The following is a 22,567-nucleotide window of genomic DNA, read 5'->3' as shown; positions in this document are numbered from 1 at the left end:
GAACAATGAATCATCCCGACACTTCGCTCGTCACGTCCGGCGATATCTATCTCGGCGGCGAATGGCGCCAGGGGCGCGGCAATCAGTACGCGAGCATCTATCCCGCCGATCAAAGCGTCAACGCGGAGATCAGCACGGCCAACGCCGACGATGCGCGCGAAGCCGTCGAAATCGCGGATCGCGCTTACCGGAAGGCCGATTGGGCCGGATTGAAGCCGCATCAGCGCGCCGCCATCCTGCATCGCATCGCGAATCTGATCGAAGCGCGTCACGAAGCGCTCGCGCAGTTGCAGCGGCGCGACAACGGCAAGCCGATCAGCGAAACGCGCGCGCTCGTCGCGAGCGCGGCGAGCACGTTCCGCTACTTCGCGTCGTGCCTCGAAACACTCGAAGAAGAACTCACGCCCTCGCGCGGCGACTATCTGACGATGAGCGTGCACGAGCCGCTCGGCGTCATCGCTGCGATCACGCCGTGGAACTCGCCGATCGCATCGGACGCGCAGAAGCTCGCGCCCGCGCTCGCCGCAGGCAATGCCGTCGTGCTGAAGCCCGCTGAAGTAACGCCGCTCGCATCGCTCGCACTCGCGCGCATCTGCGAGGAAGCGGGCGTGCCGAAGGGCGTCGTCAGCGTGCTGCCCGGCAAAGGCTCCGTCATCGGCGATGCGCTCGTGCGCCATCCGCTCGTGAAGAAGGTCGCGTTCACGGGCGGCACGGAAGTCGGTCGCGGCATCGCGCGACTCGCCGCGGAAAAGCTGATGCCGGTATCGCTCGAACTCGGCGGCAAGTCGCCGACCATCGTGTATGCCGACGCCGATCTCGATCACGCGGTCAACGGCGTGCTGTACGGCATCTTCAGTTCGTCGGGCGAATCGTGCATCGCGGGATCGCGCCTGTTCGTCGAGCGTACCGTGTATGCCGAATTCATGGCGCGGCTCGTCGACGGCGCGCGCAAGCTGCGCGTCGGCGATCCGACGCGCGAGAACACGCAGATGGGCCCGCTCATCACGGGGCAGCATCGCGAAAGCATCGAACGTTACGTCGCGCTCGGTCTCGACGAAGGCGGCACGCTGCTGTGCGGCGGTGAACGTCCCAGCGGCGAGGGCCGCGAGAAAGGCTTCTTCTTTCTGCCGACGATCATCGAAGGCCTCACCAACGATGCGCGCATGTGCCAGGAAGAGATCTTCGGCCCGGTGCTGGCCGCCCTGCCCTTCGACGACGAAGCCGCGCTGCTCGCACAGGCGAACGACAGCGTGTTCGGCCTTGCCGCCGGCATCTGGACGCGCGACTACAAGCGCGCGTGGGGCATGGCACGCGCTTTGAACACCGGCACGGTCTGGATCAACACGTACAAGCAGTTTTCGATTTCCACACCCTTCGGCGGCTGGAAGGACAGCGGCATGGGCCGCGAGAAAGGCCGCCTCGGCCTGCGCGAATACATGCAGCAAAAGAGCCTGTACTGGGGCTTGAACGACGCCCCGCTGCCTTGGGCGAACTGAAGGAGTGGCCATGACGATTCTTGGCATTGAACGCATCACCTACGGCGTGACCGATCTCGACACGTGCCGGCGCTTTTTCGCAGACTGGGGTCTGAAGGAAGTCGCGCACGACGAAACGCGCGCGCGTTTCGAAACGCTGAACGGCTGCGAAGTGCTGCTCGCGCTCGCGCACGATCCCGCGCTCCCGCCCGCGTTCGAAGGCGGTCCGACGCTGCGCGAAGTGACGTGGGGTGTCGCGACGCGCGCCGAACTCGATGCGCTGCGCGGACGCTTCGCGGGCCAGCCCGGTCACATCGAAACCGATGACGCGGTCGGCTGCATCGATCCGAACGGCATGGCGATTCGCGTCGAAGTGACGAAGAAGCGCGATATCGATGTGAAAGGCTCGCCTTCGAACGTGTGGGGACAAACGCTGCGCGTCGATACACCGAGTCCTGTCTATGAACGCGCGGAGCCGGTCGAAGTGGGTCATGTCGTGTTCTTCACGAACTGCGTCGCGGAGCAGGAGAAGTTCTATCACGAGCTGCTCGGCTTCGAGACCTCCGATCGTTATCCGGGCCGTGGCGCGTTCATGCGCTGCGCGCCGCACGGAGGTCATCACGATCTGTTCCTGCTGCAATTGCCCGATGGCAAGCGCGGTCTGAATCACGTCGCGTTCACCGTGCGCGATATCCACGAAGTGTTCGGCGGCGGTCTGCATATCAGCCGCTGCGGCTGGACGACGCAGCTCGGGCCAGGACGTCATCCGGTGTCGTCGGCGTACTTCTGGTACTTCAAGAATCCGGCGGGCGGTCTCATCGAGTATTACGCCGATGAAGACGTGCTCACGCCCGAGTGGCAACCGCGCGAATTCGAACCAGGTCCGACCGTGTTCGCCGAATGGGCCGTCGATGGCGGTCTCGATGGCAACACGCGCCGCCAGAAAGACGCGAAGGCGCCCGAAGGCAAGTTCATGACGGAGCGTAAAAATGGCTGATCCTCAGACAGTCGTGGTGATCGGCGGCGGACAGGCTGCCGGATGGATCGTGAAGACGCTCCGCAAGGAAGGCTTCGATGGCCGCCTCGTGATGATCGCCGATGAAATCCATCTTCCCTACGAACGCCCGCCGCTGTCGAAGGCCGTGCTCGCGGGCGAAGCGGATATCGACACCGTGCGCATCGTCGATCACGACGCGTTCGCCGAATTGAACGTCGAAGCGTGGCAGCCGGAATGCGCGGCCTCGATCGATCGCGACGCGCGCATCGTGCGCACCGCGAGCGGACGCGAAGTGCACTACGACCGCCTCGTCATCGCGACGGGCGGGGCGGCGCGGCGTCTGCCCGATGCGCTCGTGAAGACGTCTCACCTCGCCTATCTGCGCACGCTCGACGATGCGATGTTGATCGGCAAGCGTCTGCGCGAAAGCCATAGCAAGCGCCTCGTCGTGATCGGCGGAGGATGGATCGGCCTCGAAGTCGCGGCGACCGCGAAGAAGCTCGGCGTCGATGTGACGGTGATCGAAGGCGCGCCGCGTCTGTGCGGACGTTCGGTGCCCGAGCGCGTGTCCGACTTTCTGCTGAAGTTGCATCGCGATAACGGCGTCGATGTGCGGTTGAACGCGTCGCTCGTATCGCTCGAAGACTTTGGCAACGGCGTGCGCGCGCAACTCGCCGACGGCGCGACGCTCGACGCCGACTTCGCCGTCGCGGGCATCGGCCTCGCGCCGCATACGGCAATCGCGGAACGCGCGGGCATCGACGTGAACGACGGCATCGTCGTCGATGAATTCGGTGCGACGAACGATGCAAATGTGTTCGCTTGCGGCGATGTCGCCAATCATCCGAACGCGTGGCTGAAGCGCCGCGTGCGCCTCGAATCGTGGGCGAACGCGCAGAACCAGGCAATCGCGACGGCGCGCGCAGTGCTCGGCGCGCGCGCGCCGTATGCGGAGATTCCATGGTTCTGGTCGGATCAGTACGACGTGAACCTGCAGATTCTCGGCGACATTCCGCCGGGCGCGACGCCGATCGTTCGCGGCGATCTGGAGGCACGGCGCGCGTCGTTGTTCTTCCTCGATGGCGACGCACTGCGCGGCGTCATCGCGATCAACGCGACGCGCGATCTCAAGGTCGCGAAGAAATGGATGAGCCAGGGACGCGCGGTCGATATCGCGGCCCTCGCGGATACGGCGAAAGCACTCGCATAACACACAGACGGGAGCAGGCATGAGGAGCATGGGCAATACAGTCGTCCAACACGGCGGCACTGCGACAACCGTCGCCGACGCGGCCGCTGCCGCTCACGCGGTCACGAAGGGGTCGATCATCGCGCGCATCGAAAGGCTGCCCGCCAACGCGATGCAGGTGCGCGCGCGTATCCTGATCGGCGCGGCGACGTTCTTCGATGGCTTCGACGTCATCGTCATCGCGGCCACGCTGCCGTTGCTGATCCAGAAATGGGGACTCACGCCGGCACAGGTAGGCTTTTTGATCGCGTCCGGATCGATCGGACAACTGATCGGTGCGTTCCTGTTTCCGTCGCTTGCGGAACGCTTTGGGCGCGTGCGCTCGATCGCGTGGAGCTCGGGCATCATCGGCCTCACGAGCATTGCGTGTGGCTTCGCGCCTTCGTTCGCGGTGTTCGTCGCGTTGCGGATCGTGCAGGGACTCGGGCTCGGCGGCGAGTTGCCCGTTGCGGCGACTTATATCAACGAGATCACGCGCGCGCACGGACGCGGGCGTTTCGTGCTGTTGTATGAGATCGTGTTTCCGATCGGCCTGCTCGCGTCGAACGCGCTCGGCGCGTGGATCGTGCCGCGCTTCGGCTGGGAAGTGATGTACTTCATCGGCGGCGTGCCGCTCGTGTTGTTCTTCCTGTTGCGCGTGCTGGTGCCGGAATCGCCGCGCTGGCTCGGCGAACGCGGTCGCATGCGCGAAGCCGGCGATGCGCTCGCCGCATTCGAAGCGACGGTCAAGCAACCGTTGCCGCCGCTCGGCAATCTCGCCGACTTCGAAGCGATGGCGAATCGACATCCGAAGCGCCGCCGCCTCGATCTGATCGGCCCGGCGTATCTGAAGCGCACGATTGCGGTCGCGCTTCTGTGGATGACGTGCGGCGTGCTTCAGTATGGTCTTTCGACATGGCTGCCTACGATCTACCAGACCGTCTATCACACGCCCCTGCAACTCGCGCTGAATCTCGCGGTGGCGGCGTCCGTGCTCGGCGTGATCGGCTCGCTGACCTGCGCGTTGATCGTCGATAAGGTCGGGCGCAAGCCGGTCATCAACTGGTCGTTCGTGTTGTGCGCGGTGTCGCTGGTGTGCGCTGGAGTGTGCGTCACGCAGTCCGTGTACGTGGTCGCGACCTTCTGTGCGCTCGCGCTCGGCTTCATGGCGTGCGGCTTCATCACCGCGTATGTCTATACGCCCGAGCTTTATCCGACGAGCATCCGCGCGTTCGGCTGCGGCCTCGGTGGAGCATGGCTCAAGATCGCGGCGATCTTCGCACCGGCGCTGGTCGGCAAGACGTTGATGGGCGGGAATATGAACATCGCGTTCTATGCGCTCGCGGCGGTGCCGCTCGTTGCGGCGGTCGCGGTGCATTACATGGGCATCGAGACGAAAGGCAAGGTGCTGGAGCAACTCGAAGTTTGATGTGTTTGATCAGGCACCAGCGGTGCCTGATCCTTGGCGTTACTAGAATTTCACCGGGACAGGCCGCGTCAAGAGATCGACATAGAACTTGAAGAATCGATCGTTATCGTAGCGCGTGATGTAAGTGATCTTTTGCGGCGATGCACCCGCCGCCGGCGCATCCGGATAGACCTTCACGTGTCCCTGATCTTCGCCGGGCGTCGTATCGATATCGAGGTACGCGCTCTGCGTCTGCGTCGCGTAGGTCGGGTCGAGGAAGTAACCGATCGTCAGCGTGTCGTAGATATCGGTGTTCGTTGCGAAGGCGCCCGCGTTCGCGATTGCATAGACCTTCGTCACCGCCGTCTGTCCTGTCGGCGGATTGACGATCTGGTTATAGACCGACTCCGTCAATGGCACGGTGTTGGTGACGTCGAGCGGAATGACTTTTTGCGGAATCGACGTCTGCAAGAGCGTGCGCACGGCCAGCGGATCGAACCACCAGTTCAGCTCGCCGACAGCGTTCGCGTTGCCCGACACGTTCATCGCACCGCCCATGTACACAATGCCCTTGATGAGTGGAACGATCTCCGGCGCTTTTAGCACGGCGGTCGCGAGATTGGTCGGCGGCCCGACTTCGATGATCGTCACCTGGTTCCGATAGCGCTTGATCGCGTCGATGATGAAGTCGGCGGCGCTCTGGCTCTGCAGCTTTGCGGATGTTGCGAAGCCGTCGGGTGGCGCGGTCAGTTGCGCTTGCGTGGTCGGCTCGGGACGCATCCATGCGCCGAAGTAGCCGTTCGGATTCGCGCTCTGCTGGGCGCGGATGCTCGCGACGTCGTATTGCAAGGGGTAATTTGCACCGGCGTACACGCCGATCCTGTCCTGCACGCCCATGCGTTCGACTGCCTTCAGCGCGTCGGCCTCTTCTTGCAGGAGCCAGTCATTGCCGGTCACGACGCACAGGCCGAGCAGATTGACCTTGCCTTCGGCCATCAGTTGCGTGGACATGGCGAAGAGCTGGCCGTCGTCGCCCATCGTATTGAAGTCCGAATCGATGATGATCTTCGGCGCGCTGGAATAGGCGGGCTGATCGTCGTCGGAGCCGCCGCAGCCGGCGAGCACGCCGACGATGACGAGGGGAAGGATCAGGAATGCCGCGCTGCAGCGTCGCATGGTGTTGTCTCCCGAATCGATTGTAGTAAGTGCGCCGTTGGTTGGGCGTAATTCATTCTACGATCGATCGGGTGAAGGCGTTGCCGGCCGAGGTGCGTTGATCTCGCGCATGGCGAGCAGGGGCGGATCGGAAACCCGCCCCTCGCTCAGCCGCCTCCGCTATTTGTGCCAGTTGCCCGCCCCGCCCGCGAACGCCGGCACGCCCACTTCCTCACGATTTTGCGCCTCGCGCGCCTCATCGGCTTCCACCGTCTTGCTCGTATCGATGAAAAGGGCCGCGAACGCGCCGACCGCGAGCAATCCCGCCGAGATCGTGAACGGCAGGTCATAGCTGCCCGTCTGCTGGATCAGATAACCGAACGCGACCGGCGACACCATCCCCGCGATGCCGAAGCCGGTGTTCATCATGCCGCCCGCCGTGCCCGCATATTTGCCCGCGATATCGAGCGGCAAGGTCCACAACACCGGATTCGTGATCTCGAGGAAGAAGAACGAACCGGTCAGGAACCACACCGCCGCGATCGGGCTCGGCGCGTTGACCATCGGCAGCAGGAAGGCCAGCGACCCGCCCATGCCGACGACCAGAATGCTGCAACGCGCGAGCCGCAACCGGCCCGTCATGCGGTAGATGCGGTCCGATATCACTCCGCCGAGTGTATCGCCGATCACGCCCGCAAGCAGTGGCAAGGCGGTGAACAGAGCGAGATGCTTCAGATCGAAACCGCGCGCTTCCTTCAGATACGAAGGCAGCCAGGTCAGATACACCCACAGCAGCCAGCCGTAGCAGAAGTCGACGAAGGTCACGAGCCACATGCGATGAATCAACTTGCGCCACGGCGTCGGGTTCTTGCTCGCGCGCGCGCATTCTCCCGCGCGATAGCCGATTTCCGCGATCTCCTCCGGCGTCACGCGGCGGTTCCCATCGGGTGAATTGCTGAACACGAAGAAGTAGAGCACCGTCCACGCAAGGCTCGCGATGCCGAGCAGGATGAAGGCCTCGCGCCAGCCGCTTGCCGCGACCACCGCGAGTACCAGCGGCGGCGTTACCGCGCCGCCCAGCCGCGCGAAGCTATGCGTGATGCCCTGCGCGAAACCACGCTCGCGCACCGGCATCCAGAACGTGAACGCGCGCGTCGCGGTCGGGAATGCGCCGCCCTCGCCGATGCCGAGCGCGATACGCAACAGCACGAGCACCCCGATGCTGCCCGCGAAGCCCGTCGCGAGCGTCGCCGCGCCCCAGATCAGCGAGAGCACGGTCAGCACGAGTTTCGGCCCGAAGCGATCCGCGAGCCATCCGCCGATGATCTGCATCACCGCATACGGATACGCGAACGCGGAGAACACGAGTCCGAGCTGCATGGAGGTCAGACCCATTTCCTGACGAATCAACGGTCCCGCTACGGCAATGTTCACTCTGTCGATGTACGAGATGAAGTACATCAGACACATCACGCCGAGAATGATATGGCGCGTCTTCACGCGCTGACGATGCCTGTTCATGCTGTCTCCTGTGTCCATCTTATGTGGAATGGTCAAGCCTGCGAATCCGCGCCGCCGGTTCCTTCGGCTACGGGCTCTGCACGAGCTTCAGGCGCTGCACCTTGCCTGAAGGGCCGCGCGGCAACGCATCGGTGAAGCGGAATTCGCGCGGCGTCTTGTAGCGGCCGAGTTCGCGCAGGCAATGTGCGCGCAACTCCGTCACATCGATCGGCACGCCGTCGCTCGCCACGATGTACGCGACGATGTCCTGTCCGTAGGCCGGATCGGGCACGCCCACAGCCGCCGCTTCGAGCACGCCCGGATGACGCAGCAGCGCCTCGTCGATCTCGCGCGGCGCGATGTTCTCGCCGCCCTTGATGATCAGTTCCTTCGCACGCCCGTTGATATAGAAGAAGCCCGCCTCGTCGCGATAGCCGAGATCGCCGGTGCGCAACCAGCCGTCGGCGGTGAAGGCGTTGCGGGTTTCGTCGGGGCGCTTGTAGTAGCCGCTCATCAGCTGCTCGCCGCGCAGCACCAGCTCGCCGGTTTCATGCGCCGCGCATTCGCGTCCTTCGAGATCGACGATCATCGCCGCGCCGCCCGACGGCAGGCCGATGCTGCCGAGTCTCCGTTTTGTCATATCGTACGGATTACTGAATGCAGGCGCGGCGGTCTCCGTCATTCCCATTGTTTCTATGACACCGATGCCGAAGCGCTCCTCGAATGCACGATGATGATCGGCCGGCAACGCCGCAGACGCGCTGCGGCAGAACTTCAGCGCGGAAAGATCGCAGCCGTGCGCGCTCTCGCCATTGAGCAGATACGCGACGATGGTCGGCACCACGTTGATCCACGTACAGCCGTGAAGCGACGCCTCGCTCCAGAACGTGCGCGCCGAGAAACGTGGCGTCATCACCGCCGAGCCGCCGTGCCAGAGCGGCGTCAACAGCGCGACGACGAGACCGTTGATGTGATAGAGCGGCAGCGACACGAGCACGCGATCGTCTTCGCTCAGGCGATGCTCCGCGCTGATGTTGCGCATGTTCGCGAGCAGGCTCCGATGACTCAGCAGCACGCCTTTTGGCGCGCCAGTCGTGCCCGATGTGTACATGAGCAGCGCGGTATCGCCGGGACGGATCGCGCCCGCGTCGCTCGACACGATATGCGTGCCGGGCGTTTCATCGCGCACGAGCGGAATCGGGCGCGTGGGCAGTGTCGGGATATCGGGTAAGTCGTTCGCGTCGGGCGATGTACGCACCACCGCGATCTCACGCGTCATGCCTTCTCGACGCAACACATCGATGGCATCGGCGATGCTGTCGCAGGTATCGTCGGCGACGAAGATCGCACGCGTATCCGAGTGCTCGACGATATAGCGCACCTGCGAAGGCTGACTCAACAGATTCAGCGGATTCGCCACCAGCCCGCTGTACATCGCCGCGAGCAGCAGACGCGCGGTCTGGATACCGTTGCCCATGAAGACGGACACGACATCGCCCGGGCGTAACCCCGCTGCATGGAAGCGCGCTTCGAGGGCGATGCAGTCATCGCGCAATGCGCCGAAGGTCAGCGCGTCTTCCTGTGTGGTGGACAGCAGGAACGTCTTGTCGTGCGCGTATTCGGCGCGGGTATCGATCAACGCGCGCAAGGTCGGCGCATCGAGCGGCGCGCGGCGAGGCGCGACGATGGGATCGGCAAGCGCGCTCATCGTCCGACCCTCCGGAAGTAGTCGCCGAGCAGCGCGTCGACTTCGGGCACGCGCTCCGCGATGCGATACGCCACGCGCGTGATGTTCAGGTATTGCCGATAGCCGAGATTCGACGAGAAGTTATTGCCGCCCCAGGTGCCGCAGCCCATCGAGAGCGAGAACGGCAGGCCGTTGTCGAAGTTGCCGCCGGTCGCGAGGCAGTGCGCCTGATCGACGATCACGCGCGCGACCGGCAACTGCGTGCCGAGCCTGACGGCGAGCGCATCGTCGGCGCCGTGCACGCCGACCGAATGGCCCGCGCCCATGTAGCCGTAGATGCCGCGCACGATGTCGATGGCCGCGTCCACGTCGCGCGCGCGATAGACCGCCAGCACGGGCGAGAGCTTTTCGCCGGAGAACGGATGCTCGAGCCCGTAGCCGCTCTCCTCGACCATCAGGAACTTAGGCTCCCGCGCGGCGATATCGTCGAGTCCGGCTTCGCGCGCGATGGCCGCCGCCGAACGCGCCGTGCAGCGCGCCGAGAGCTTGCCGCCGTGCCACATCGCCGCCTGCAATCGCGACTTCTGCGCGGCATCGAGCAGCACGCCGCCCTGCTTCGTCAAAGCATCGAGCATGCGCGCGTAAATCGCTTCCTCGATCACGACGCTGTTCTCCGACGAACAGCTCGTCGCGTTGTCGAAGGTCTTGGACAGCGCGATCTTGCGCGCCGCATCATCGAGATGCGCGCTCGCCGTGACGATCGATGCGACATTGCCCGCGCCCACGCCGAAAGCCGGCGTGCCGCTCGTATAGGCCATGCGCACATTGGCCTGCGAGCCGGTCGCGACGACGAGATCCGCGAACTTCATCAGCGCGGCGGTGGCCGCCTTGCCGATCGGCTGCGGCAGCATCTGCACGAGATCGGGATCGAGACCCGCCTTCGCGAACTCCGCATGAATGAAGCCGATCAGCAACGCGCACGACGAATGGCCCTTCGGCGAAGGCGCGACGATCACCGCGTTGCCGCATTTGAGCGCGTTGATGATCTTGTTGGCGGGCGTCGCGCCGGGATTGGTCGATGGCGTGATCGCCGCGACCACACCGACCGCGCGCGCGATCTCGACGATGCCGTGTTCCTCGTCGCGCGCGATCACGCCGGTCGTCGCGACGCCGTGAAGATCGCGCAGCAGACCGAGCGTCTTGCGATGGTTCTTGCGGAACTTGTCGTCGGCGTTGCCGAGGCCCGTGTCGCGCACCGCGAGCTCCGCCAGTTGCCGGTTGCGCTGCGGCTCCATGATCGCCCACGCGGCGGCGGCCGCCGCGATATCGAGTGTCTCCTGCCCCGCCTGCGCGAAGTGCTGCTGCGCAGCGCGCGCTCGCGTCACGAGCGCTTCGACGATGCGTTCGACGTCGGCTTGCTGTGGGTCAGGCGCGTTGTCGCGGGAACGCGCGAGCGTCGCGCCGCTTGCCATGTCATTCATGCGATGAACCTCGGCTGGTGAAAGATTGAAGGTGTTATCCAATCTAGTCAGCCGCGCTCATCGCGCGGTCCCGTTTTCTGGACTAACGCATACAGCCAAACCGTCAGCATCGGAGAATCAGGATTTCGGGACTTTCCAGAGTCCCGAAAACTGCCGTTTTCGACGCACAATGAAATGGAAGCGAAAAGTATGTAGACGGAGACAAGCAACGTGACATCGAATCAATCGAATGCCGCCGCAGTGCGCGCGTTTCGCGTGCTCGAAGCACTTGCCGAAGCGAACCGCCCGCTCTCGATGACAGAACTCGTCGATGCGCTCGGCCTGCCGAAGCAGACGGTGCATCGCATTCTCGTGCAACTGATGGATGCCTGGCTCGTCACGCGCGGTGCGAGCGACAAGCTCTACGAATGCTCGGCGCGCGTGCGCTCGCTCGCCATCAACGTGCTGATGCATGCGGGGCCCGCCGCGGCGCGTCATGCGCTGCTGGAACAGCTCGTCGCGCGCGTCGGCGAGACCTGCAACCTGACGATGCTCGCGGGCAACGACGTGGTGTATGTGGATCGCGTCGAGACCGGCTGGCCGCTGCGCATGCACCTGCAGCCGGGCTCACATGTGCCGCTGCATTGCTCGGCGAGCGGCAAGCTGCTGTTGAGTTTTCTGCCGAAGGAACGCCGCGAACGGATGATCGAGCGCCTGCCGTTGCGTTCATACTCCGAGCGCACCATCACCGACCGCGACGCATTGCGCCGCGAGCTTGCGTTGACGCGCCGCCGCATGCTGGCGATCAACAATCAGGAGCATTTGCAGGGACTCGTTGCGATCGCGGTGCCGGTGATGCTGGACCGCAACCGCGCGTGCGCCGCGATTGCGATTCAGGCGCCGGTCGGGCGTGTTGCGCTGGATCAACTACTCGCCTTCGAACCCGATCTGCGCCGCACCGCCGAGGAAACCGCCAGAACTTTCAAGGAATGACAGCCGGTTTGCGATGCAGCAAACCGGCTATCCGTTACTTCGACGCTCAACGTTCGACGGTCTGCAGATGCTGCGCCGAATGATCCTCTGATTCGATCTCGACCTCCTTGCGGCCGCGCTTGAACACGATATACGCGACGATCAGAATGCCGAGACTCGCGACACCCAGCCACAGCGGCTTGCGCTGATCGGGGATGAAGGCCATCGCGACGAGAATCGCGCTCATGCCGAAGATCGCGAGCCAGGTGAGATAGGGAAATCCCCACATGCGCACGCGCAGATCGTTGGCTTCGAAACTCGTCATGCGGGCGCGCAGACGCAACTGCGAGAACGCGATCAGCAGGTACACGAAGATCGCCACCGTGCCGTATGAATTGACGAGGAACGCGAACACCGTATCCGGCGAGATATACGACATCACCACCGACACATAGCCGAACACGGTGCCGAGCAGGATGGCGCGCGTCGGCACGCCGCGCTTGTTCACCTTTGCGAGGCCGAGAGGCGCATCGCCGTGACGGGTCAGCGCGAACAACATGCGCGAAGCCGCATACAGGCCCGAATTCAGCGCGGAGAGCACGGCGGTCAGCACGATCGCGTTCATCACGTTGGCGGCGGCGGGCATGCCCATCACTTCGAGCGCGCTCACATAAGGCGTCGCCATCTGATGCGAATTCCACGGCACCAGCGCGACGACGAGCGCCACCGAGCCGACGTAGAACACGAGCACGCGCGTGATCACCGAATTGGTCGCCTTCGCGACGGCCTTCGCGGGCTCCTTCGCTTCGGCCGCCGCGATCGTGACGATCTCCGCGCCGAAGTAGAAGCCTGTCGCTGCAACCGCTCCTGTCATCACTGGCCCGATGCCGTTGGGCATGAAGCCGCCATGTCCGAGGAAGGTCGTGGCGACGTCGGTCGTGTGCATCGACGCGGGCCAGAAACCGCAGACATACAGGCCGCCGAGAAACAGGAACACGATGATCGCGCCGACCTTGATCGACGAGAACCAGAACTCGAACTCGCCGTAGCTGCCGACCGAAATCAGGTTGGTCAACGTGAGCACGACGAGCAGCACGAGACTGATGATCCATGAAGGCACATCGGGTATCCAGAACTGCACGAGCTTCGCGCCCGCGACCGCTTCGAGCGCGATCACGATGACCCAGAAGTACCAGTACATCCAGCCCGTCAGAAAGCCGGCGAGACGTCCCGGCCCGCGCTGCGTTTTAAAGGCCAGCCGCGCATATTCATAGAACGAGCCGACGGCGGGCATCGCGCACGCCATCTCGCCGAGCATGCGCATGACGAGCACCACGAGGCCGCCCGTGATGAGAAACGAGAGAATCGCGGCGGGCCCGGCCTGCTGGATCACCACACCGCTGCCGACGAAAAGTCCGGCGCCTATGACGCCGCCCAATGCGATCATCGTCATGTGGCGCTGCTTGAGGCCACATTTGAGATCGCCCTGATCCGTGTTCGAGTGCATGTCGTCTCCTGATTTGCTTGTGTCGGTTCTGCGTTCGCCCGCCGGTTCATTGCCCGCGGGTCGAGGCGCCTTCATTCAGTCACGCGATGGCCGGACGATCCTTGCGATACGCATTCTTCACCGCGATCCTGCCGTTCCTGAACGTGAAGACGTCCACCATGCGCGCTTCGATGCGCGAGCCGTCCGCCTTGGTGCCACGAAACGTCGATTCCGATACGCCGCGCTCGCCGCTCACGAAATGTTCGCCGTCTTGCCACGACGCATCGGGAAAGGTTTCCCACGCGAGCGTGAAGCCCTTGCGCACTTCGACGCGGCCCTCGAAGGTGCGGCCCAATGCGCCGGGTCCGGCCACGCCGTGAAAGACGCATTCGTCCGCCATGCAGTTCATCAATGCATCGATGTCGTGCCGGTTCCATGCATCGTTGAAGGACTCCAGAAGGCGGAGGTAGTCCTGATTCGTTTGAGTGCTCATGTGTCGATATTGTCAGTGTGTTGCGAAAGGGTTCAACCGGGTCTAGCGCTTCTCGTCCTGCGCCAGATACTTGTGATACAGAAACCGTTGGCCGACCCGGCGGAATGGCGCGAAGCCTTTCCACCGCACCATGCCCATCACGTTCGGATATTCGAGCGCGGAGTCGTAGATCGGCAGATCGTCGCGGCTGTGCTGCCATTTGCCCGCGATGCGCTCGGCCATGCGCCGCCCCGCATGCGCGGAGAACGACACGCCATTGCCGCCATATCCCACCGCGTAGAAAATGCTCTGCTGCGGATCGGGCTGCGCGACGCGCGGCATCATGTCGTGACTCACATCGACCCAGCCCCACCACGAGTAATCGATGCGAATGCCTTTCAACGAAGGAAACTTGCGATGCAATCCTTCGATGAGCACGTCCATATGCCGGGGGTTCGCCGCGTCCGCGCCGGTGATCGCACTGCGGCTGCCGATCTGCACGCGGTTGTCCGGCAACAGGCGATAGTAGAAGCGCAGCGTGCGCGTATCGGTGATGACCTGGCGCGAGCGGAAGCCTGTCGAAGCGAGTTCTTCCTGCGTGAGCGGACGCGTGACGAGCGAGTTGGAAAGGATCGGCATGATCTTCGCGGAAAGCGTGCGATGCATGTCGTTGCGCGTATAGCCGCCGGTCGCGAATGCCACCGCCTTCGCGCGAATCACGCCGCGCGGCGTGCGTACGTGATGCACGCCGCGAATCGTCTCGACGTCGAGCACGGGCGTGCCCGGATGCACCTTCACGCCGAGCGAGCGCGCCATGCGCAGATAGCCGAACGCGAGCTTGAGCGGATGCACGCCGATGCCATCGGGTTCGAGCAGCGCGCCGCAGCTTTCGCGATCGTCGACATACGATTGCGCGACGTCCTTCGCGCTCAGCATGCGCGTGTCATAGCCGAACACATCGCGCATCACGCGGCATTCGTTGGTGAGGAAATCCAGTTTGCGCGGACGGTGCGCGATGTAAAGATGCCCGCCCGGCTGCGCATCGCACGCGAATTCGCCTATCAACTGCCGGAACGTGTCGAAGCCTTCGCGAATTTCGGCGTCGAGCTTGAGCGCCGTCTGCTTGCCCCAGCGCTCGACCCATTGCGAGCGGTACAGCCTGCCGCTCGCGTTCTGCCCCTGCCCGCCGTTGCGGCTCGTGCAGCCCCAGGCGGTGCGGTTCGCATCGACGATCATCGCGCGGATGCCGTGCTCGCGTGCCAGAAAGAGCGCGGTCGAAAGGCCGGTGAATCCAGCGCCGACGATCAGTACGTCGACATCGGCATCGCCGGGCAAGGGTCCGTCGTCTTCGGGCGGCGCGCCTGCCGTCGCGACCCAGTAGGTGGGCGCGTAGTCCATCGGCTGACGGCCGATGGGCGAGACGAGCGGGTCGTAGAGCGGATCGTATGGGGCGCACGCGCCTCGAAGGGCCGGCGCAGCGTAATCGAGAGTAGCCACCGATAACTCCTTGGAAAGTAGCTCCATGTTGCACCGAACTCCGCAGCGCGCTTAGTGCCACGCCGGAACCATCGTTAGTGCCAGGACGCGGGTTTCGCTGGCGCGTCACTGGCCCCAGCGATTGGTCCTTTCTGGCACTACGGCCGGCCATTTTTGTAAGGCCATACTGAGCCGCATCCCTTTTTGCCCGCGCATGCCCGTCCCGCGCGGCGCCCATGATCCTGCGGAGTGACCCATGCTGAAACTCTTGATCGGACTCGGTTTGCCGTTTGTCGGCGTCATCGGCCTGCTGCCGTGGGCGGCGTCGAACGATTTTTATGTGCTCGGCGTTCCGTTTATCTACGCGTGGATATTCGGCTGGTTCGTGCTGACGTCCGTTTGCCTCCAGCTTTGCTGGATTCTGTTCGACAAAAAAGCGGAACAGCGCGAAGCGCGCGGCGCATAAAGGAGAGTTTCGACATGGCTTCCACGGTATTTCTGGGCTTCATCGCGCTGTCGCTGTGGCTCGCGCTGCGCGCGGGCAAAGGGCGCGGCTCGCAAAGCGTGCACGATTTCTTTGTCGCATCGCGTCAATTCGGCGCGTGGCTCGTGTTCTTTCTCGCGGCGGGCGAAATCTACAGCATCGGCACGATGGTGGGCTTTCCCGGCGGCATCTATGCGAAAGGGCCGACCTACGGCGTCTGGTTCCTCGGCTATATCCTGCTCGCGTATCCGATCGGTTATTTCATCGGACCGAAAATCTGGGAGGCGGGCAAGCGCTATAACGCCATCACCCTGCCCGACCTGTTCAAGGGGCACTTCGGGAGCCGCACGCTCGAACTGATCGTCGCCATCTCCGCGCTCGTCTTTCTGCTGCCGTGGGGACAGTTACAGTTCACCGGTCTCGTCGCCGCGCTCAAGGGCCTCGGCTGGAACGTGAATCCGGTCGTCCTCATCATGATCTCGGCGCTGCTCGCGTTCGCGTATATCGCGATCGCCGGCGTGCGCGCATCGGCGTATATCGCGATTCTGAAGGACCTCCTGATGGTCGCCGCGATCGTCATCACGGGCATCGCGGTGGCCTGGGAAGCGGGCGTCGAGCCGGTGTTCAGGGCCGCGAGCCAGCATGTATCGAACGCGATGAGCACGCATCAGCTCACGTTCTCGATGAGCACGATGCTGTTCCAGTCGCTCGGCTTCTACGTGATGCCGTTTGCGATCCAGAACTTCTTCACCGCGAAGAGCGCGAACACGATCCGCCGCTCGCAGGTGGTCATGCCGCTTTACATGCTGATGTATCCTTTTCTCGTGGTCGCGTCGTACTACGCGATCGCGCAGAACGTGCCGCTCGCCTCGCCCAACGAAGCGTTCTTCACCGCGGTCGTGCATCTGTTGCCGCCGTGGCTGGTCGGTCTCGTCGCGGCGGGCGCATCGCTTTCAGGCCTGCTGGTGCTCGCGGGCATCTGCCTCGCGATCGGGCCCGTGGTCACGCGCAATCTGCTGCCGAACATGCCGGAGACACGTCAGAAGGCCGGCGCCAAAGTGGTGATCGGGCTTTATCTGCTGCTCTCCATCGTCATGACGCTCGCTACGCCCAACCTGATGCTCACGCTCATCAACATGACTTATTACGGTGTCACGCAGTTCTTTCCCGGCGTCATCGCGATCGTGCTCGGGCTGCGCGTGAGTGCGCGCGCCATCGCAGCGGGGCTGCTCGTGGGGCAGGTGCTCGCGGTCGTCCTGTATGCGTTCCATGTCGATATCGCCGGCCTCAATATCGGCCTCATCTGTCTCGCGGCGAACGTGCTCGTGGTGTTTCTCAGCAATCCGAGCGCGGGCCGCAAACACGTTCATGCAGACCTGATCCACTCGAACGACTCATGACCCGAACCAACGACAACGCAGTAAAAGTGCTCGCAGCACGCAAGATTCTGACGATGAATCCGCGTCAGCCGGTCGTGACGCACGTAGCCATCCGCGAAGGCAAAATCCTCGCGGTCGGCACGCTCGACGACATGCGGCAATGGACCGATGCCGAGCCGGACACGTCATTCAGCGACAAGGTGCTGATGCCCGGTCTCGTCGAGGGTCATTCGCATCTGATGGAAGGCGCGATGTGGAGCGCGGTCTATGTCGGCTATTACGAGCGGCGCGGTCCAGACGGCACGCGCTGGCCCGGCCTGCAATCGCTCGACGCGGTGATCGAGCGCCTGCAGGAAGCCGAACGCAAGCTCGATGACGCCAGCGCGCCGCTGCTCGCGTGGGGCTTCGACCCGATCTTCTTCGGCAGCGAGCGTCTGACGGCGGCGCAGCTCGATCGCGTATCGGCGACGCGTCCCATCGCGATCCTGCATGCGAGCGTGCATCTGATGAACGTGAATTCGCCGATGCTCGCACTCGCCGGCATCGACGAAGACACCGACGTCGATGGCATCGTGAAGGACGAGCGCGGCGGGCTCACCGGCGAATTGCAGGAGTTCGCGGCGATGTTTCCGGTGTATCGCGTGATCGGCGCGAGGCTTTCCCTTTCGGCGAGCGACAACCCCGCTGCGATCCGCGATTTCGGCAAGGTCGCGCAACTCGCGGGCGTGACGACGGCCACCGATCTGCTCAACGATCTGTCCGACAAGGGCATGCGCAATCTCGTCGAAGTCACGCGCGATGCACGTTTTCCGATTCGACTCGTGCCCGCGTTCGGGCCGCAGCGCAATCCGGAAGGCGGCCCTGCCCGCGTGCTCGAAGCCATGACGCTCAACTCGGAGAAGCTGCGCTTCGGGCCGGTCAAGTTCATCGTCGATGGTTCGATTCAGGGCTTTACCGCGCGCCTGCGCTGGCCGGGCTATGTGAACGGGCGGCCCAACGGGTTATGGCTGATTCCGCCGGAGCAGTTCGTCGAAACCTTTTTGCCCTTCCATCTCGCGGGGCTGCAACTGCACATCCACACGAACGGCGATGAAGCCACCGAACTGGTGCTGGATGCAATCGAAACGATCCTGAACCGGCACCCACGTTCGGATCACCGGCATACGCTGCAGCATTGTCAGATGGCCGACAGACGGCAACTCGAACGCGCCGCTCGCCTCGGCATGTGCGTGAACTTCTTCTCGAACCATATCTACTACTGGGGCGACGCGCACTACGCGCAGACGATGGGCGCCGATCGCGCGAACCGCATGAACGCGGCGGGCACGGCGAACGAACTCGGCATCACGTTCGGCCTGCATTCGGATGCACCGATCACGCAGCTCAATCCGCTGTTTACCGCGTGGTGCGCGGTGCAGCGGCGCACCGCATCGGGCCGCGTGCTGGGTGAAGCGGAACGTCTGAAGGTTGCCGATGCCCTGCGCGCGATCACGCTTGGCGCGGCCTATACGATCGGCATGGACGATGTGATCGGTAGCATCGAGATCGGCAAGTTCGCGGATTTCGCGGTGCTCGATGAAGATCCGCATGACGTGCCGCCGGAGCGTCTCGGTCAATTGCGCGTGTGGGGCACGATTCTCGGCGGCTGCGCGTTTCAGGCGCCTGCATGATGAAGCCGATTCCGCTTGCCGTCATCGGCGGCTATCTCGGCGCGGGCAAGACCACGATGATCAACGCGCTGCTGACCAACACGGATGGCCGGCGCGTCACGGTACTCGTCAACGATTTCGGCTCGATCAATATCGACGCCGCGCTGATTCGCGAACGCAGCGACGACGTGATCGGGCTGGAGAACGGCTGTGTGTGCTGTTCGATCGGCGGCAAGCTGATGGAGACGCTCATCGAGATCAGCGCGCGTGATGTGCGGCCCGACTTGCTGGTGATCGAGGCGAGCGGCGTGTCGGACCCGGTCCGTATTGCGCAGGTCGGCATGCTGGATCGCGCGTTCCGCTTGCAGGGCATCGTGGTTGCGGTCGATGCGGAGTGCATCGAGGCGACGCTCGCCAATGCATATATCGGCGATATCGCGCGGCGGCAGATCGAAGGCGCGACTTGCATCGTGCTGACGAAGACCGATCTGCTCGGCATCGAGGAATCGCGTGCCGCGCGCGCACGCGTGATGGATATCGCGCACACGCGCATCGTGTTCGAAGGCAGTCATGGCAACGTGCCGAATGCGATTTTTTTCAACGACGATGCGTCATTGAGTGAGCGCGCCACTGTGCCGTCTTTTAGTTATTCGAATCATCTTCCAGCGGAATTGCGTAGCTTTACGTTTCAGTCCAATGAGCGATTCGATCGCATCACGCTTAAAGCCGCTTGCGCATCTTTCAGCGACAGACTGCTGCGCGCGAAAGGATTTGTGCGGCTTCTCGACGGGTCGTGTGCGGAGATTCATGTCGTCGGGAAGCGCTGGCATATCACGCAATGCCGCGACGTGGAGCAGACTCGGATCGTCTTTATCGGGCTCTTCGAACCGGACGATATCGCCTCTGCGTTAAGTGCTGCTTCTGCGCCGCGCGCCGAGCCATCCCGCGAGCCTGGCGAACAAGGTCATATCCGGCGGCACGGATAAATCCACCGCGAAATGATGCCGATAGTACGGGCTCAGATCCAGCCCGACACCGAGCCCAAGCACTTCCACGCTCCGCGCAGCGTCATGTTTCGCGACGACTTCGCGCAAATGCTGATCAAGATAGTTGGGATCGTTGGCCTGCGCGGTGGCGCTGTCCATCGGACTACCGTCAGAGATAACCACGACGATACGCCGCGCTTCGCTTCGCGCAAGAAGCCGCCCACACGCCCAATCCACCGCTTCCCCATCGATCCCTTCGCGAAACAGATCGGCCTTGAACAACGCCGCAATATCGCCGCGCGCCGCGCGCCAGCTCGCATCGCCTTCCTTGAAGATCATGTGGCACGCTTCGTTGAGCCGCCCCGGATAGCGCGGCCTGGCTTTCGCCAGCCAGTCGAGCTTCGCGCGTCCGCCATTCCATGCGCCGGTCGTGAAGCCGAGCACTTCGGTCGCCACACCCGCCATGCCGAGCGCGCGCACGAGCACGTCGATCATCACCGCGACCGGCTCGATGCTCGCCTTCATCGACCCGGAGCAATCGATCAGAAAGCTCACCACGCAATCCGCGTGCGTCCGTTCGCGCTCGCGCCTGAAGATACGACGCTCATCCGGCGATGCGACCACTTGCGCAAGCCGCCGTCCGTCGATGCGACCGTCCTCCTCGCCGAACGACCAGCCATCGCGCCGTGGCACGGTCAGCGCGGTCTGCAATAGTCGAGCGAGACGCGGCACGTTGATATGCCGCGCGGCGATCAGATCGTCGAGGCGTTCGCGATAATCACGCAACAACGCGGCGCGTATCAGTGTCGCCGGGTGAAGCGTCCTGTCATGGCGCGTGGTGAAGATGCGATAGTCCTCGCCCGACGCCTCTCGCACACTACTGTCCGCACTCGCGGCGAGCGCGAGCCGTTCGATGTCGCCTTCTTCATCGTCGATATCGAACCACGTTCCGAGCATGGTGCGCGCAGCGTCTTCTTCTTCATCGTCGGACGACGCGTTGCTCTCGACGAACGCGTGACGCACGTCGCGCACCATCGCGCCGATCCGCTCGGCGATATCCAGCGCATGAGCCGCGTAAGCTCGCTGGTCGTGACAGTTACGCCGAATGCCCGCGAGCGCGTGTCCGAGCGACGGCGCGAGCGTCGCGCGTGTCGCTTCGATGATCCCTTCCGTTGCTTCGAGCGCCGCGCGGCCTGAAAGACGCGATTCGGCCATTTGCGCGACCGTGTAGATCAACAAGCCGATGTCGCTGTCGAGCAACCCGGTTTCATAACAAGCGAGCGACCACGCATCGAAGCGATGCCGCACGTTCTGCCTCACGCCGTCCAGGCCAGCGGGCACGCGCGTTTCGCAGCGCAATTGTTCGAGCATGTCGAAGACCATGCGCGCCACGGAATCGTCGGGGGCGAGTGCGTGATGCAACGCGGCGTCCGAATACGCGATGCGCAACGCGGAGGCATCGGCGGCGCCGCGCGTCGAATCCATGTCCTCGTCTTCGCTGCGCTCGCCGCGCAAATGCGGCGCACGCAGCGGCACGGGCCGCAAGTGGCGATACAACCTGCCGCCCCGATAGTGCAACGCGTCATCGCCAGTCAGCGCGCGCACGGTCGCGGCGCACAGCGCATCGCGGCGCGCGAGTTCACGCGAGTTGCTCATCGCGCCGGCTCGTCATGCCATTGCGACGGCGTCTCCAGTTCGTCGCCGAACGCGCGCTGAAAATATTCCGCGACGATCGGCCGTTCCGCTTCATCGCATTTGTTCAGGAAAGTGAGACGCAATGCGAGCTTCGGGTCGTTGAAGACCTCGCAATTTTCCGCCCAGTTGATCACGGTACGCGGCGACATCAGCGTCGACAGATCGCCGGCCTGAAAGCCGCGTCGCGTGAGACCGGCCATGCTCACCATCGCATCGACGAGCGCGTGGCCAGCGTCGTGATCGAGTTGCGGCACGCGCGCGAGCACGATGCGCGCCTCTTCCTCGCGCGACAGATAGTTCAGCGTCGCGACCACGTTCCAGCGGTCGATCTGCGCGTGATTCAACATCTGCGTGCCGTGATACATGCCGTTCAGATTGCCGAGGCCGATCGTGTTGGTCGTCGCGAACAGGCGAAAGAAACGATGCGGCTGGATCACGCGGTTCTGGTCGAGCAGCGTGAAACTGCCGTCGCGCTCCAGAATGCGCTGGATCACGAACATCACGTCGGGGCGGCCGGCGTCGTATTCGTCGAACACGAGCGCAATCGGCCGTTGCAGCGCCCATGGCACGATGCCTTCCTGAAACTCGGTGACCTGTACATCATCGCGCACGACGATCGCATCCTTGCCGACGAGATCGAGCCGGCTCACGTGGCCGTCGAGATTCACGCGCATGCACGGCCAGTTCAGGCGCGCGGCCACCTGCTCGATATGCGTCGACTTGCCGGTGCCGTGCAGGCCCTGCACCATCACGCGCCGGTTGAACGCGAAACCCGCGAGTATCGCCATCGTCACTTCGGGGCTGAAACGATACGCTTCGTCGATTTCCGGAACGTGCGGATCGCGCGTGCTGAACGCCGGCACCTGCAAATCCGAGTCGATGCCAAACAGCGCACGCACGGACACCTTGCGGTCCGGCTCGTCCAACCATGTGTCGCGCATCATGATGCTTCGTCTCCCATAGCAGAGGCTCCAGCATAACAATTATATTTTTTCGGAACAATTCATTTCGTTTATTTTTATCCAAACGGCCTATACGGCGAGGATCGGCACCTCATT

Annotated in this window: 18 protein-coding genes; 9 read left to right on the top strand and 9 right to left on the bottom strand. The window is 63.6% G+C overall.

Translation table 11 applies throughout. The features are described 5' to 3' along the window. Positions 1-5: 5 nt before the first annotated feature. The 4 genes from NK8_RS38395 to NK8_RS38380 are packed head-to-tail and all read left to right on the top strand — an operon-like array spanning position 6 to position 5,129. Positions 6-1,496, top strand: coding sequence for an aldehyde dehydrogenase (locus NK8_RS38395; RefSeq protein ID WP_213234390.1), 1,491 nt, complete (start codon positions 6-8; stop codon positions 1,494-1,496). Between the two features lie 10 nt (positions 1,497-1,506). Then, the gene (locus NK8_RS38390) at positions 1,507-2,472 is read left to right on the top strand and encodes a VOC family protein (protein WP_213234389.1); all 966 of its coding nucleotides are present in this window, start codon (positions 1,507-1,509) and stop codon (positions 2,470-2,472) included. Beyond that, entirely contained in the window at positions 2,465-3,682 is a 1,218-nt protein-coding gene (locus NK8_RS38385; RefSeq protein WP_213234388.1) for an NAD(P)/FAD-dependent oxidoreductase, read from the top strand. Before NK8_RS38390 ends, NK8_RS38385 begins: the two co-directional genes overlap by 8 nt. Before the next feature lie 28 nt (positions 3,683-3,710). Beyond that, the gene (locus NK8_RS38380) at positions 3,711-5,129 is read left to right on the top strand and encodes an MFS transporter (protein ID WP_162069484.1); all 1,419 of its coding nucleotides are present in this window, start codon (positions 3,711-3,713) and stop codon (positions 5,127-5,129) included. Between the two features lie 42 nt (positions 5,130-5,171). Here the strand turns inward: NK8_RS38380 and NK8_RS38375 are convergent, their stop codons facing one another. From NK8_RS38375 to NK8_RS38360, 4 genes are all read right to left on the bottom strand, one after another. Then, the gene (locus NK8_RS38375) at positions 5,172-6,284 is read right to left on the bottom strand and encodes a nucleoside hydrolase (protein WP_213234387.1); all 1,113 of its coding nucleotides are present in this window, start codon (positions 6,282-6,284) and stop codon (positions 5,172-5,174) included. Between the two features lie 159 nt (positions 6,285-6,443). Then, positions 6,444-7,784 carry an MFS transporter gene (locus NK8_RS38370; RefSeq protein ID WP_162069477.1) on the bottom strand — a complete coding sequence of 447 codons (1,341 nt, stop codon included), beginning with the start codon at positions 7,782-7,784 and terminating at the stop codon, positions 6,444-6,446. 67 nt (positions 7,785-7,851) lie between these two features. After that, entirely contained in the window at positions 7,852-9,471 is a 1,620-nt protein-coding gene (locus NK8_RS38365) for an AMP-binding protein (protein WP_213234386.1), read from the bottom strand. After that, on the bottom strand, positions 9,468-10,931 hold the full coding sequence (locus NK8_RS38360) for an aldehyde dehydrogenase family protein (RefSeq protein ID WP_213234385.1): 1,464 nt from the start codon (positions 10,929-10,931) through the stop codon (positions 9,468-9,470). The genes NK8_RS38365 and NK8_RS38360 overlap by 4 nt, the downstream gene beginning before the upstream one ends. A 210-nt stretch (positions 10,932-11,141) precedes the next feature. Between NK8_RS38360 and NK8_RS38355 the strand changes: the two genes are divergently transcribed. Next, positions 11,142-11,903, top strand: coding sequence for an IclR family transcriptional regulator (locus NK8_RS38355; RefSeq protein WP_061176990.1), 762 nt, complete (start codon positions 11,142-11,144; stop codon positions 11,901-11,903). 46 nt (positions 11,904-11,949) lie between these two features. Here the strand turns inward: NK8_RS38355 and NK8_RS38350 are convergent, their stop codons facing one another. The 3 genes from NK8_RS38350 to NK8_RS38340 all read right to left on the bottom strand — a co-directional run bounded on the left by NK8_RS38350 (position 11,950) and on the right by NK8_RS38340 (position 15,337). Then, positions 11,950-13,389: an amino acid permease gene (locus NK8_RS38350; RefSeq protein WP_213234384.1), complete on the bottom strand. Its 1,440-nt coding sequence runs from the start codon at positions 13,387-13,389 to the stop codon at positions 11,950-11,952. A gap of 79 nt (positions 13,390-13,468) precedes the next feature. Beyond that, complete coding sequence (locus NK8_RS38345; protein WP_213234383.1) at positions 13,469-13,861, bottom strand: nuclear transport factor 2 family protein; 393 nt, start codon at positions 13,859-13,861, stop codon at positions 13,469-13,471. A gap of 42 nt (positions 13,862-13,903) precedes the next feature. Next, positions 13,904-15,337, bottom strand: coding sequence for an FAD-binding oxidoreductase (locus tag NK8_RS38340; RefSeq protein ID WP_213234382.1), 1,434 nt, complete (start codon positions 15,335-15,337; stop codon positions 13,904-13,906). Between the two features lie 235 nt (positions 15,338-15,572). Between NK8_RS38340 and NK8_RS38335 the strand changes: the two genes are divergently transcribed. Genes NK8_RS38335 through NK8_RS38320 form a run of 4 tightly spaced genes read left to right on the top strand, consistent with a single transcriptional unit; the run spans position 15,573 to position 19,814 of the window. Then, a complete protein-coding gene (locus NK8_RS38335; protein ID WP_162069471.1) occupies positions 15,573-15,782 on the top strand; it encodes a DUF3311 domain-containing protein in 210 nt (69 codons plus the stop codon). Between the two features lie 14 nt (positions 15,783-15,796). Then, positions 15,797-17,200 (top strand): sodium:solute symporter, encoded by a 1,404-nt coding sequence (locus NK8_RS38330; protein WP_213234381.1) that lies wholly within the window; start codon positions 15,797-15,799, stop codon positions 17,198-17,200. Beyond that, on the top strand, positions 17,197-18,849 hold the full coding sequence (locus NK8_RS38325) for an amidohydrolase (protein ID WP_213234380.1): 1,653 nt from the start codon (positions 17,197-17,199) through the stop codon (positions 18,847-18,849). The genes NK8_RS38330 and NK8_RS38325 overlap by 4 nt, the downstream gene beginning before the upstream one ends. Then, on the top strand, positions 18,846-19,814 hold the full coding sequence (locus NK8_RS38320; RefSeq protein ID WP_225936674.1) for a GTP-binding protein: 969 nt from the start codon (positions 18,846-18,848) through the stop codon (positions 19,812-19,814). The genes NK8_RS38325 and NK8_RS38320 overlap by 4 nt, the downstream gene beginning before the upstream one ends. Here the strand turns inward: NK8_RS38320 and NK8_RS38315 are convergent. Together NK8_RS38315 and NK8_RS38310 are read right to left on the bottom strand one after the other, a co-directional pair. Beyond that, on the bottom strand, positions 19,737-21,470 hold the full coding sequence (locus NK8_RS38315) for a cobalt chelatase (RefSeq protein WP_213234379.1): 1,734 nt from the start codon (positions 21,468-21,470) through the stop codon (positions 19,737-19,739). The genes NK8_RS38320 and NK8_RS38315 overlap by 78 nt on opposite strands. After that, positions 21,467-22,453 (bottom strand): AAA family ATPase, encoded by a 987-nt coding sequence (locus NK8_RS38310; RefSeq protein ID WP_213234378.1) that lies wholly within the window; start codon positions 22,451-22,453, stop codon positions 21,467-21,469. The genes NK8_RS38315 and NK8_RS38310 overlap by 4 nt, the downstream gene beginning before the upstream one ends. Between the last annotated feature and the right edge of the window lie 114 nt (positions 22,454-22,567).

Source organism: Caballeronia sp. NK8, from assembly GCF_018408855.1.
Classification (GTDB): Bacteria; Pseudomonadota; Gammaproteobacteria; order Burkholderiales; family Burkholderiaceae; genus Caballeronia.
Note: the sequence above shows the minus strand (reverse complement) of the source record. Positions and strands in the feature narration are given on the sequence as shown.